9 protein-coding genes are annotated in these 13,067 nt (G+C 43.7%); 6 read left to right on the top strand and 3 right to left on the bottom strand.

What is annotated here, in order from left to right; all coding sequences use genetic code 11:
* Positions 1-104 precede the first annotated feature (104 nt).
* Positions 105-839: a bifunctional 2-polyprenyl-6-hydroxyphenol methylase/3-demethylubiquinol 3-O-methyltransferase UbiG gene (ubiG, locus tag EXU30_RS00450; protein WP_130597314.1), complete on the bottom strand. Its 735-nt coding sequence runs from the start codon at positions 837-839 to the stop codon at positions 105-107.
* 392 nt (positions 840-1,231) lie between these two features.
* On the opposite strand from ubiG, the gene gyrA reads away from it, so the two are divergent.
* From gyrA to EXU30_RS00435, 3 genes are all read left to right on the top strand, one after another.
* Positions 1,232-3,904, top strand: a complete 2,673-nt coding sequence (gene gyrA / locus EXU30_RS00445) for a DNA gyrase subunit A (protein ID WP_130597313.1) — start codon at positions 1,232-1,234, stop codon at positions 3,902-3,904.
* Between the two features lie 308 nt (positions 3,905-4,212).
* Positions 4,213-5,280, top strand: a complete 1,068-nt coding sequence (gene serC / locus EXU30_RS00440; RefSeq protein WP_130603131.1) for a 3-phosphoserine/phosphohydroxythreonine transaminase — start codon at positions 4,213-4,215, stop codon at positions 5,278-5,280.
* A gap of 61 nt (positions 5,281-5,341) precedes the next feature.
* Positions 5,342-5,881 (top strand): GNAT family N-acetyltransferase, encoded by a 540-nt coding sequence (locus EXU30_RS00435; RefSeq protein WP_130597312.1) that lies wholly within the window; start codon positions 5,342-5,344, stop codon positions 5,879-5,881.
* Positions 5,882-6,069: 188 nt separating this feature from the next.
* Here EXU30_RS00435 and pyk read toward each other — a convergent pair whose 3' ends face one another.
* Positions 6,070-7,509, bottom strand: coding sequence for a pyruvate kinase (pyk, locus tag EXU30_RS00430; RefSeq protein ID WP_130597311.1), 1,440 nt, complete (start codon positions 7,507-7,509; stop codon positions 6,070-6,072).
* A gap of 315 nt (positions 7,510-7,824) precedes the next feature.
* Positions 7,825-8,679 (bottom strand): MurR/RpiR family transcriptional regulator, encoded by an 855-nt coding sequence (locus EXU30_RS00425; protein ID WP_130597310.1) that lies wholly within the window; start codon positions 8,677-8,679, stop codon positions 7,825-7,827.
* 356 nt (positions 8,680-9,035) lie between these two features.
* On the opposite strand from EXU30_RS00425, the gene zwf reads away from it, so the two are divergent.
* The 3 genes from zwf to edd are packed head-to-tail and all read left to right on the top strand — an operon-like array spanning position 9,036 to position 13,057.
* Positions 9,036-10,505, top strand: a complete 1,470-nt coding sequence (zwf, locus tag EXU30_RS00420; protein ID WP_130597309.1) for a glucose-6-phosphate dehydrogenase — start codon at positions 9,036-9,038, stop codon at positions 10,503-10,505.
* Positions 10,506-10,516: 11 nt separating this feature from the next.
* Positions 10,517-11,215 carry a 6-phosphogluconolactonase gene (gene pgl, locus EXU30_RS00415; protein ID WP_130597308.1) on the top strand — a complete coding sequence of 233 codons (699 nt, stop codon included), beginning with the start codon at positions 10,517-10,519 and terminating at the stop codon, positions 11,213-11,215.
* A gap of 12 nt (positions 11,216-11,227) precedes the next feature.
* A complete protein-coding gene (gene edd / locus EXU30_RS00410; RefSeq protein WP_130597307.1) occupies positions 11,228-13,057 on the top strand; it encodes a phosphogluconate dehydratase in 1,830 nt (609 codons plus the stop codon).
* Positions 13,058-13,067 lie beyond the last annotated feature (10 nt).

The following is a 13,067-nucleotide window of genomic DNA, read 5'->3' as shown; positions in this document are numbered from 1 at the left end:
TTAGCGCCCAAAACAAATCGCACATTAATGTATTATTGATGTGCGATTGTTAAGTTATACAGTACGAGTACTATATTTGATGTATAGCGAATTTATGTAGAAGGTTAGTCAACCTTTTGCGTCGCAATCATATAGTTAACATCGACACTAGGTGTGTACTTAAAGACGCCAGAAAGTGGGTTATAGGTAATTCCTAACGCATCGCGGCAGATAAGGTCGGTGTTATCAACCAAAGCTATAAGCTCTGAAGGCTTGATAAACTTTGCGTGCTCATGAGTGCCAACAGGTAACATCTTTAAAATGTACTCAGCGCCGACAATGGTTTGAATATACGACATGAGATTGCGATTAATGGTTGAGAAAAACACATAACCACCCGGTTTAACCATGTCGCAGCATGCTTGAATGACAGATTGTGGGTCTGGTACGTGTTCTAGCATTTCCATACACGTCACCACATCATAATATTCTTTATGGTCATCACGGTGCGCTTCAGCCGTGTTTTTAAGGTAATTAACGCTCACACCTGCTTCAAGAGCATGCAGCTTAGCCACCTCTAACGGCTCTTCACCCATATCTAAGCCGGTAACATTTGCACCAATGCGTGCCATGCTCTCGGCTAGAATTCCGCCGCCACAACCAACATCTAATACTTGTTTGCCAAAGATGCCTTTACTGGTGCGATCGATATAGTTAAGGCGCAGTGGGTTGAGTTGATGCAGAGGCTTAAAGTCGCCATTTGGATCCCACCAACTTTCTGCCATAGCTTCAAATTTAGCAATTTCTTGTGGATCGACATTTAGCGATGGAGATGATTGTTCAGACGGAGAGTATGTCATAACGCTACCTTGCTTTTTATAATGCTCGCCATTATAGCGACAAGATTTTCAGCGTGAATAGCTTATTAATCACAATTTCACCGCCAAGGTGATAATCGGTCAGTTTTTACCCAATATATGAGCCAACGTTTAATGTTATCGAGGTTAGCAATTAAGCACCTCATAGCTTTTATTAAAATGCCCAGAAAACGATGGCGTTTTTTTGAGCATTCAGACGTAAATACCTGCCTGAATAACAAGCTGTTACGAGAAATTTACTACAAAAAATCAAATGACGCTCCTTAGCCCTAGCACCAATATTATTCTGTGTTAGAATGCCAAATCACGTTTAAAAGCCAAACTGTAATATGGAAGTTTTGCAGTAAGCTAATTTTCAGGGGAACGAGCAGTTTATGACTGATCTGGCATCATCAATTTCGCCAATTAACATTGAAGACGAGCTGAAGAACTCGTACCTAGATTACGCCATGAGTGTAATCGTTGGTCGTGCGCTTCCTGATGTTCGTGACGGTTTAAAGCCGGTTCATCGTCGCGTGTTATTTGCGATGAACGAACTTAAAAACGATTGGAACAAACCATATAAAAAATCCGCTCGTGTCGTCGGTGACGTAATCGGTAAATATCACCCACATGGTGACTCTGCTGTATATGACACAATTGTACGTATGGCGCAGCCATTTTCGCTACGTTATACATTGGTTGACGGTCAAGGTAACTTTGGTTCGGTAGACGGTGACTCTGCAGCGGCAATGCGTTACACCGAAATCCGTATGGAGAAGTTAGCGCACTCTTTACTTGCAGACTTAGATAAAGAAACTGTTGACTATGTACCTAACTATGACGGTACAGAGCAAATTCCAGCGGTATTGCCAACCCGTATTCCTAACTTACTTGTTAATGGTGCTTCAGGTATTGCGGTTGGTATGGCAACCAATATTCCGCCGCACAACTTAACTGAAGTCGTTCAAGGCTGTTTAGCATTAATTGAAGAGCCAAGCCTTTCAATTGAGCAGTTAATGGAGCACATTCCTGGCCCTGACTTCCCAACAGCTGCAACTATCAACGGTCGAAAGGGCATTATTGATGCTTATAAAACAGGCCGTGGACGCGCTGTTATGCGCGCCAAAGCAGACATTGAAGAAGAAAATGGTCGCGAGCGCATCATTGTTACTGAAATTCCTTATCAAGTTAACAAAGCGCGCCTGATTGAAAAGATTGCTGAGCTAGTTAAAGATAAGCGTATTGAGGGCATTTCAGGCCTGCGCGATGAGTCTGACAAAGACGGTATGCGTATAGTTATCGAAATTAAGCGCGGCGAAGTAGGCGAGGTTGTACTTAATAACCTGTACGCTCAAACGCAAATGCAATGCTCTTTTGGTATCAACATGGTGGCATTGACCAATGGTCAGCCTAAGTTGTTCAACCTTAAGGAAATGCTAGAGAGCTTTATTCTTCACCGCCGTGAAGTTGTTACTCGTCGTACTGTATATGAGCTACGTAAAGCTCGCGAACGTGCACATATTCTTGAAGCACTAGCCATCGCACTTGCCAACATCGACCCTGTTATCGAGCTAATTAAAAACTCGCCAACCCCAGCGGAAGCGAAAGTTAAGTTAGTCGCACAAGGTTGGGATTTAGGTAATGTTAAAGGCATGCTTGAAAAAGCAGGTGATGATGCAGCGCGCCCTGAATGGTTAGAGCCAGAGTTTGGTATCCGCGATGGTCAGTACTACCTAACTGAGCAACAAGCACAAGCTATTCTTGAACTTCGCTTACACCGCTTAACCGGCCTTGAGCATGAGAAGATCTTACAAGAATACGAAGAGCTATTAGAGTTCATCGCAGGCCTATTACATATTCTTAATAGCCCAGTTCGTTTGATGGAAGTCATCAAAGAAGAGCTAGAAGAGATCCTTGAGCAATACGGTGATGAGCGCCGCACTCAAATCAACCAAAATGAAGTTGATATGAGCCTTGAAGATCTGATCAATGAAGAAGACGTTGTCGTGACGCTTTCTCACCTTGGCTATGCCAAGTACCAACCGCTAACTGACTATCAAGCTCAGCGCCGTGGTGGTAAAGGTAAAGCAGCAACGAAAGTGAAAGATGAAGATTTCGTTGAGAAGCTACTTGTTGCTAATACTCACGACACCATCTTATGTTTCTCTGACTTCGGTAAGATGTACTGGTTGAAGGTATACCAATTACCATTAGCGAGCCGCACTGCACGTGGTCGTCCGATCATTAACTTGCTACCGCTAGCAGATGGCGAGCGCATTACTGCAATTTTACCGGTTCGTGAATACGCCGATGATAAGTACATCATTATGGCGACAGCGCACGGTACAGTTAAGAAGACAGCATTAACTGCCTACAGCAACCCTCGTGCAAACGGTATTATTGCTGTGAATCTGAAAGATGGCGATCAGCTAATTGGTGTTGATATTACTAATGGTAATGACGACATCATGCTGTTCTCAGACGAAGGTAAAGTAGTACGCTTTAATGAGAAAGCACGTGATGCTGAAACCGGTCAAGTGAAGATTGACCCAGAAACGGGTGAAGAAGTCATTGCACTTCGCGCTATGGGACGTACCGCAACAGGTGTTCGTGGTATTAAGCTTGAAGGCGATCAAAAAGTGGTTTCACTTATCGTACCTAAAGGCGATGGCGCAATCTTAACGGTAACTGAAAACGGTTACGGTAAGCGTACTGAGCTAACTGAATACCCAGCTAAATCTCGCGGCACTAAAGGTGTGGTTTCTATCAAAGTTAGCGAGCGTAATGGCGCAGTTATTGGTGCAACGCAAGTTGGTGAAAATGATGAAATCATGCTTATCTCTGACAAAGGTACATTAGTTCGTACTGCTGCAGAAGGCGTTTCAATTATTGGTCGTAACACCCAAGGTGTGACCATTATTCGCACCGCAGAAGAAGAGAAAGTCGTTGGTTTGCAACGCATTGATGAAATTCAGTCAGAACAAGAGCTTGATGAAGAGGGCAACCCTATCATCGAAGGCGAAGTGGCTGAATCAACTGACGGCGAACAAGCTGCTAGCGAATAGTCATCTGACGAGTAGCATATAAGTTAAGCACTAGGAATTACACCTGCTAGTGCCAACTAAACAGATAAATGAGCACCTTTGGGTGCTCATTTTGTTTGTATCGAAAAAATGAGTTTTTTTCAGTGTTATAGGGCAAATTAACACTATTCATCACCTCATAAACTGCCTAGTATTAGGCATCTACCGCAATTTATCATTCGCATTAATCACTTAAGGAGTGAAGAGTGACTAGCCAACTGAACCAGCAGACTTTAACTACCCAAAAACCAGGTCAAACGCCAAAATACAACTTCTGTGCAGGGCCGGCGATGTTACCAACAGAGGTAATGGCTATCGCTCAAAGCGAACTCGTTAACTGGAATGGTATGGGCGTGTCGGTAATGGAGATCAGTCACCGTAGTAAAGAATTTGTTGCCTTAGCCAAACAAGCAGAGCTTGATCTGCGCCAGCTGATGAATATTCCTGATAACTACAAGGTGCTATTCATGCATGGCGGCGGGCGCGCGCAATTCACTAATGTTGTCACCAATTTTCTTGGTGATAATGGCCGCGCTCTTTATCTTACCAGTGGTCAATGGTCTCGCTCGGCTATCAAAGAAGCTAAGCTCATTGCAGGCGAAGATGCCATTGACGAAATGAATATTGTTGAAAAGGACGACGACAAATCAAAAGTCGTTTTACCTGATCTTGAGCAACTAAAACAAGCTGGTCAGAAACAATATCGCTATGTTCATTATTGTCCTAATGAAACAGTCGACGGTATTGAAATCTTTGATGAGTTAAATAGCCCTTGGCCTGTCGTTGCAGACATGTCGTCCACCATTATGTCGCGTGAGATTGACGTGAGCCGTTATGCGGTAATTTATGCTGGGGCACAAAAGAATATCGGCCCATCAGGGTTATCAATCGCTATCGTGCGTGATGACATGCTTAGCTTGCCAAAGCTAACTCAATCTTCGGTAATGGATTATTCGATAGCAGCGCAAAATGACTCTATGTTCAACACGCCGCCGACGTATGCCTGGTACTTGGCATCGCTAGTGTTCAAGTGGCTTAAAAAGCAAGGTGGTGTAAGTCAAGTTGCGAAAGTTAATCAGCAAAAAGCTGAGCTGCTATATCAATGCATCGATGACAATCCGTTTTACAAAAACGGTGTAGTTGCAAGTAATCGCTCCCGCATGAATGTGACATTTCAATTAGCAGACTCAAGTTTAGATCAAGCCTTTTTGCAACAAGCTGAAGAACACGGTTTGCTGACGTTAAAAGGTCATCGTATTGTCGGTGGTATGCGTGCAAGCATTTACAACGCAATGCCACTTGAAGGCGTGCAAGCTTTGGTCAAATTTATGCAAGCCTTTGCTAAGGCAAACAGCTAAAGAAATTTGAAAGCCAAAGCTCGAAGCAAAAAGCACAGTTATTGATAAGGAACATAGAAACATGGAACACAAGATCAACACGAGTCGGTTAACTATGTCGATGATGACTTTAGACGACATCGATTTATTTGTTGATCTTGATAGTGACCCTGAAGTGATGAAATATATCACGGATGGTAAAACCACAAGCTATGAAGATGCGAAAGCACTCTTTATCCCACGACTGGCTAAATACCTTAATCCTGAGAAAGGGTGGGGGCTTTGGAAAATTATCGTAAATGACTCGCAAACCTTTGCCGGCTGGATCTTGATTAGGCCATTGGATTTCTTTACTGACAATCCCAAAATGGATCAGCTTGAAGTTGGCTGGCGGTTAAAGCAATTAACCTGGGGCAAAGGCATCGCGACTGAAGCTGCACAAGCGGTTGTCGATTACTGTGTATCACTAGATGATAACATCAAAGCTGTTGGCGCAATTGCAGTGCCAGAGAACAAAGCATCAATTAATGTCATGCAAAAGCTCGGAATGGAGTTTGTATCGCAAGGGCCTGATAATGAAATGCCAGATATTAAAGTTGTGTATTACAGCAAGACTATTTAGCGAATGGTTAACTAGCTTAGCTCAGTCCGAACCATCACCGAAAGTTGAGAAAAGCTAACTAGAAAGCTCTAAACAGAATCAGCAAATAAAAAACGGTTTAGCTTTTGGCTAAACCGTTTTCGTTACTTGCATTAGAAAATGTCGTTTTAATTAATAGCGCAAGCATTCAGCGAATGGGGTATGCAGCTTTAAGCTACAACTAGTACTTTACAAGTGTTAGTACCGCCGATTGTTTCCATTGCGTCACCTTTGGTCATCAGCACCATGTCACCAGATTTCAGGTAACCGGCTTCAACCATTGCTTCTAGCGCTGCTTTTGCTAACTCGTCAGCACGGTACTGAGTAGAGTCAAAGTGCATAGGTTGTACACCGCGGTACAATGCCATTTTCGCCAGTGTTTTCTCGTGACGAGAAAGCGCGAAAATTGGTAACGACGAACTGATGCGTGACATTAGCTTAGATGTGCGGCCAGATTCAGTTAGCGAGATAATCGCTTTAACACCTTCTAAGTGGTTCGCTGCATACATAGTTGATAGTGCGATAGTTTCTTCAATTGAACTAAAGCTCTGATCTAAACGATGCTTAGAAGCTGTAACACTTGGGTGCGTTTCAGCGCCAACACAAACATTTGCCATGGCTTTAACTGTTTCTTCAGGGAAGTCGCCGGCTGCAGTTTCTGCAGATAGCATTACCGCATCTGTACCATCAAGAACAGCGTTTGCAACATCCATTACTTCTGCGCGAGTCGGCATTGGGCTAGAAATCATTGACTCCATCATTTGCGTCGCAGTGATCACGGCTTTGTTTAACTGACGTGCACGAAGGATAAGTTTTTTCTGTACAGCCACTAGCGCGGCATCGCCAATTTCAACACCTAAGTCACCACGTGCAACCATTACAACGTCACATGCATTGATAACATCATCCATTGCTTCTTGGCTTTCGATTGCTTCAGCACGTTCAACTTTAGCGACGATTAATGCTTTACTACCGGCTTCTTCTGCAAGTGAGCGCGCCAAATCAAGGTCAGCACCAGTACGTGGAAAAGAAACGGCTAGGTAATCAACTTGGATCATCGCGGCAGTTTTGATGTCTGCGCGGTCTTTGTCGGTTAGGGCAGGAGCAGTAAGGCCGCCACCTTGTTTGTTGATACCTTTATTGTTGCTTAAAGGACCAGCAACAGTCACGCTAGTAAATACTTTTTGGCCTTCAACACGCTCAACACGAAGCTGTACGCGACCGTCATCTAGCATCAAGATGTCGCCAACGGTTACATCTTGAGGTAATTGTTTGTAGTCAATACCAACTTGCTTCTCGTCGCCTTCACCTTTACCCAGTTCAGCGTCAAGAATGAACTCGTCACCTAGGTTAAGTTGAATTTTCTTGTTGTCTTTAAAAGTAGAAACACGAATTTTAGGACCTTGTAAGTCACCTAAGATAGCAACATGTTTGCCCAACTCTTTAGCAATGTTGCGTACATCTGTCGCGCGCTTTAGGTGATCTTCAGGTGTGCCATGAGAGAAGTTTAACCTAACGACGTTAGCACCGGCTTGAATGATTTTGCGTAAGTTATCATCGCGGTCAGTAGCTGGACCAAGGGTCGTAACGATTTTTGTTCTGCGGAACATGAGAAACTCCGTTAATGATTATCAAATTTAAATTAAAAGTACAGCTGCTAACTTGGTACTTCTAAGATGGATTCATTCTAACAGACTAAAGTAAAAAATGTAGTAAAGTTACAATCAAAATAGACCATATTGGTGTTTAATTTTTGTGACAGACTATAGGTTTTTGACATAAAAAAAGCTGAACTATCATAATAGTTCAGCCTTTGAGCGTTTGTTAAGTAATTTAACTTGTCACCAACCTGATTCAATCTGTAAATAAAATTACCAAATTCGTTTGATAATTAATCACTTACAAAAACGTCATCTTTTGGATGCTTAAATCGTTAGATCCTTGTTTACCCGCGACTCTTTCAGCACTTCTTTCACTCGCTTCAAGTTATCTCTAAAGCGTGGGCCACGGCGAAGTGTAAAACCAGTCGCTAACACATCGACAGTAACAAGTTGCGCTAGACGTGATGTCATTGGTAAGTACTGCTCAGTGTCCTCTGGTACTTCCATAGTCACGGGCAAGGTACATTCTAATGATAGTGGAGAGTTACGCGCGGTAATGCCAATCACAGCGGCACCATTTTCACGAGCAATACGTGCAATCTCGATTAATGATTTAGTGCGACCTGTGTGTGAGATCAGCACCACAACATCACCCTCGTTGCAGTTAATGCAGCTCATGCGTTGCATTAACACATCATCGAAACAAATCACGGGTACATTAAAACGGAAGAACTTGTTTTGTGCATCATGAGCAACAGAAGCCGATGCACCTAAACCGAAAAATGAAATGGTTTTAGCTTGAGTAAGAATATCCACCGCTTTATTAATAGCAACTGGATCTAAGCTTTGACGAGCAGTGTCTAATGAAGCCATTGAAGATTCGAAGATTTTAGTCGTGTACGAATCTGGCGAGTCATCTTCTTCAACGTGGCGGCTAACATACGGCGTGCCATTAGCAAGACTTTGGGCCAAATGTAACTTAAAATCAGGGAAACCTTTAGTGTCAAGGCGGCGACAGAATCGGTTAACAGTAGGCTCACTCACATCGGCCATTTTAGCCAGGGTAGCAATACTTGAATGAATTGCCGTTTGTGGGGATGCCAGGATCACTTCAGCAACTTTACGTTCTGATTTACTGAATTGAGTCAGGCTTTTTTGGACCTTTTCTAGGGTATTCATAAGCATGTATCCACTAAAATGGTGATGTTGTTTGTTATTGTTTTTAATTCCCCCACGTATAAAGAAGGGGACGAGTAGCTAGGAATACGACAAAAGTAAGTAGCTTTTTTACCTATGTTTGCTGCCCGTAAGATATTTACACGTTATAAAACGATCAAAAAACATCAGAATTAAATTGTTTCAATTAAAAATCATATCAGATTATAAGATGATATGCCTAGAATCATAACAATAGAATAAGAGTAAATTAAAGGTGCATTCGTCACGTTCTGTTGTTATATTACAACAAAAGAGCGTTTTTATTCACCATGTACTAACAGATGTAGACGCACAAAATAAATGGAGAGCTCGGAGCTATGGGTAAATCATTAGGCGCAAAAGCATGTGACTTTGTCCTATTTGGAACTAAAGGTGACTTAGCAAGACGTAAGTTACTTCCCGCTTTATATCAACTAGACAAAGCGAATCTACTTGATTCAGAAACCAAGGTAATCGGTGTCGCCAAAGATGCGTTTACAGAACAACAATTCAATGAGTTAGTTACTACTGCATTAAATACCTTCGTTAAAGATGAACTGTGTGATGACACTGTTGAGCGTTTTCTTGGCCGCTGCCATTATGTAGGAACAAATTTCACCGAGCCAGAAGGCTACAGCGCATTTCATGAGTTACTTGAACCAAGTAAACGCGTGATGGTGAACTACTTCGCAACTCCTCCAGCTATTTTTGGCGACATTTGTCGCTGCCTACATCAACAAGACCTCATTAAAGAAGATACCCGCGTTGTGCTTGAAAAGCCGATTGGTACAGATCTAGAGTCTTCTAAAGTCATCAACGACCAGGTCGCCGAGTACTTTAACGAGAATCAGGTCTACCGTATTGACCATTATTTAGGTAAAGAAACGGTACAAAACCTGATTGCGCTGCGTTTCGCTAACTCATTATTCGCATCTAAATGGGATAACCGCACCATTGATCATGTACAGATCAGTGTTGCCGAAGAAGTGGGCATTGAAGGGCGCTGGGGTTATTTTGATGGCGCAGGGCAAATGCGCGATATGATCCAGAACCACTTACTGCAAGTACTAACCCTTGTGGCTATGGACCCGCCGGTTAACCTCAATGCAGACAACATTCGCGATGAAAAAGTAAAAGTGCTTAAGTCGCTTCGCCCAATTAATCAAACCAATGTGTTTGATAATACAGTTCGCGGCCAATACTCATCAGGTTATTTAAAAGGCTCACCAGTGCCAGGTTATTTAGAAGAAGAGGGCGCCAATACCAACTCTGATACTGAAACCTTTGTTGCACTACGCGTAGACATTGATAACTGGCGCTGGGCTGGCGTGCCATTCTACTTACGTAGTGGTAAGCGTATGCCATTTAAGAGCTCTGAAATTGTGGTTCACTTTAAGAATCCGCCGCACAACTTATATAGCAATAGCTACCGTAGCTTGCCACCGAATAAGCTTACGATTCGCTTGCAGCCGCACGAAGGTGTCGAAATTCAAATGATGAATAAGGTGCCAGGGCTAGAGCAGCAAACGCGCTTACAAACTACCAAGCTCGACTTAAGTTTCACCGACACTTTCAAAAACGAGCGCATTGCTGATGCCTATGAGCGTTTGTTGTTAGAAGCTATGCTCGGCAACCAAGCCTTATTCGTTCGCCGTGACGAAGTTGAGCAAGCGTGGACTTGGGTCGACGGAATTATTGAAGCATGGGAAAACAGCGGCGAGAAGCCAAAACCTTACCCAGCAGGCACGTGGGGGCCAGTGGCCTCAGTTGCACTTATTACTAAAGACGGCCGTTCTTGGGACGAGTAAAGGAAAACCTAATGATTAAAGAATCAGTATTTAAGTCATTTGACTCGACTAATGAACTGGAATCTGTACTTGCAGATAAGATTGCTGGTCAACTTCAAGATGCGGTTGATAGTCGTGGTAAGGCAAGTCTTATTGTTTCTGGCGGCTCAACACCGTTGAAGCTTTTTCAACTGCTAAGTAAAAAAGCGATTGATTGGAGTGAAGTGTATATCACCCTTGCTGACGAGCGCTGGGTTGAAAGTGACGAAAAAGACTCAAATGAACGCCTGGTACGTGAAAATCTATTACAAAACCGCGCAGCAAATGCCAAGTTTCGCGGCTTAAAAAATATGTTTGCTACGCCAGAACAAGGCTGTGCTATGACGTCAGAGTCATTAGCTAACTTCCCAAGGCCTTTTGATGTTGTGGTATTAGGCATGGGTACTGATGGCCACACTTGTTCATGGTTCCCATGTAGCAAAGAATTAGACAACGCGCTAACTAGCAAAGAATTATGTGCAGCTGTTAATCCAACGACTGCACCGCATCCACGCATTACCCTGACACAAGATGCAATCTTAGCAAGCCGACAGATTTATCTGCATTTGGTAGGCGAAGCTAAGCTAACCGTTTATAAAAAAGCGCTGTTAAATGAGAACGTTAAAGAAATGCCTATTAGAGCTGTGCTTGCTCAACGCAAAGCACCTGTAGATGTGTTCTATAGCGCATAAGGAGTTATTAAAATGAACTCAGTAGTTCAAGCAGTTACAGAGCGTATAATTGCGCGAAGTCAAAAAACACGAGCTGCATACTTGCAAGCTCTGCAAGACGCTAAAGGCAAGGGCGTTCATCGCAGCGCGTTAAGCTGTGGTAATTTAGCCCATGGTTTTGCAGCCTGTCAGCCAGTAGAAAAGGAATCACTACGTCAGTTAACCAAAGCCAATGTTGGTATTGTGACTGCTTTTAACGATATGTTGTCGGCGCATCAGCCTTACGAAACATATCCTGAACTACTGAAAGCTGCATGTGCTGAAGTAGGGAGTGTGGCACAGGTTGCCGGCGGTGTACCGGCAATGTGTGATGGTGTAACCCAAGGCCAACCTGGTATGGAGTTAAGCCTGCTTAGCCGCGAAGTCATTGCGATGGCAACAGCCGTTGGTTTGTCTCATAACATGTTTGACGGTGCATTACTCCTTGGTATTTGCGACAAAATCGTTCCTGGCTTGTTAATTGGTGCACTTAGCTTTGGTCACTTACCTATGTTGTTTGTGCCTGCTGGGCCAATGAAATCAGGTATACCGAATAAAGAAAAAGCACGCATACGCCAACAATTTGCTCAGGGTAAAGTAGGGCGTGAAGCACTGCTTGATGCAGAGTCTAAGTCTTATCACAGTGCGGGCACTTGTACCTTCTACGGCACGGCCAACTCAAACCAATTAATGCTAGAAGTCATGGGCTTACAGTTGCCAGGCTCTTCATTCGTTAATCCTGACGATCCGCTACGTGAAGCATTAAATAAGATGGCAGCGAAACAGGTTTGCCGTCTAACAGCGATGGGCACGCAATATGCGCCAATCGGTGAGATCGTCAACGAGAAATCCGTAGTTAATGGCATTGTTGCGCTACTCGCAACAGGTGGCTCAACAAACTTAACCATGCATATCGTTGCTGCGGCGCGCGCTGCTGGCATCATCATCAATTGGGATGACTTTTCAGAGCTTTCTGATGCTGTGCCTTTACTCGCACGTGTTTACCCTAATGGTCATGCAGACATTAACCACTTCCATGCAGCTGGCGGTATGGCGTTGCTAATCAAAGAGTTGCTTGATGCTGGCATGCTACACGAAGATGTACTTACTGTGGCTGGTCAAGGTTTGCGTCGCTACACCCAAGAACCAAAACTTATCGACGGTGAGCTCATTTGGGTAGATGGCCCAACGGAAAGCTTAGATAAAGAAGTATTAACCCACGTAGACACGCCGTTCCAAAGCAACGGTGGCTTGAAGTTGATGAAGGGCAATTTGGGCAGGGCGGTTATTAAGGTTTCTGCTGTGCAAGAAGCCAATCGCGTTGTTGAAGCGCCTGCAGTTGTTATTGACGATCAAAACCAGCTCGACGAACTGTTCAAACAAGGCAAATTAGATAGAGATTGTGTGGTAGTCGTTAAAGGTCAAGGCCCTAAAGCTAACGGCATGCCTGAGCTACATAAACTCACGCCATATTTAGGCTCACTGCAAGATAAAGGATTTAAGGTTGCGCTGGTAACTGATGGCCGTATGTCTGGCGCGTCAGGTAAAGTACCAGCAGCGATTCACTTAACCCCAGAAGCTATTGATGGCGGTTTAATCGCTAAAGTTCAAGACGGTGATTTAATCCGTGTAAACGCTTTAACTGGCGAACTTAGTTTATTGGTTAACGAGGCAGAACTTAATGCGCGCAATGCAGAAGAAATTGATCTGACTGAGCGCAGTTTTGGCATGGGACGTGAGCTATTCGGCGCACTACGCAGTAATTTAAGTAGCCCAGAAACCGGTGCCCGTAGCACTAGCGCAATTGATGAAATGACAGCATAAGGAACACGGA

The sequence above is a fragment of the Shewanella maritima genome, assembly GCF_004295345.1.
Classification (GTDB): domain Bacteria; phylum Pseudomonadota; class Gammaproteobacteria; order Enterobacterales; family Shewanellaceae; genus Shewanella; species Shewanella maritima.
The sequence above is the reverse complement of the archived record's forward strand: the minus strand, read 5'-3'. Positions and strand labels throughout refer to the sequence as shown.

Excerpts from the sequence above, each read along its gene's own strand:
- edd (WP_130597307.1), top strand. The coding sequence starts at position 11,228 with ATGAACTCAGTAGTTCAAGCAGTTACAGAGCGTATAATTGCGCGAAGT.
- EXU30_RS00435 (WP_130597312.1), top strand. The coding sequence starts at position 5,342 with ATGGAACACAAGATCAACACGAGTCGGTTAACTATGTCGATGATGACT.
- pyk (WP_130597311.1), bottom strand. The coding sequence starts at position 7,509 with ATGTTCCGCAGAACAAAAATCGTTACGACCCTTGGTCCAGCTACTGAC.
- zwf (WP_130597309.1), top strand. The coding sequence starts at position 9,036 with ATGGGTAAATCATTAGGCGCAAAAGCATGTGACTTTGTCCTATTTGGA.
- ubiG (WP_130597314.1), bottom strand. The coding sequence starts at position 839 with ATGACATACTCTCCGTCTGAACAATCATCTCCATCGCTAAATGTCGAT.
- pgl (WP_130597308.1), top strand. The coding sequence starts at position 10,517 with ATGATTAAAGAATCAGTATTTAAGTCATTTGACTCGACTAATGAACTG.
- serC (WP_130603131.1), top strand. The coding sequence starts at position 4,213 with ATGTTACCAACAGAGGTAATGGCTATCGCTCAAAGCGAACTCGTTAAC.
- gyrA (WP_130597313.1), top strand. The coding sequence starts at position 1,232 with ATGACTGATCTGGCATCATCAATTTCGCCAATTAACATTGAAGACGAG.
- EXU30_RS00425 (WP_130597310.1), bottom strand. The coding sequence starts at position 8,679 with ATGAATACCCTAGAAAAGGTCCAAAAAAGCCTGACTCAATTCAGTAAA.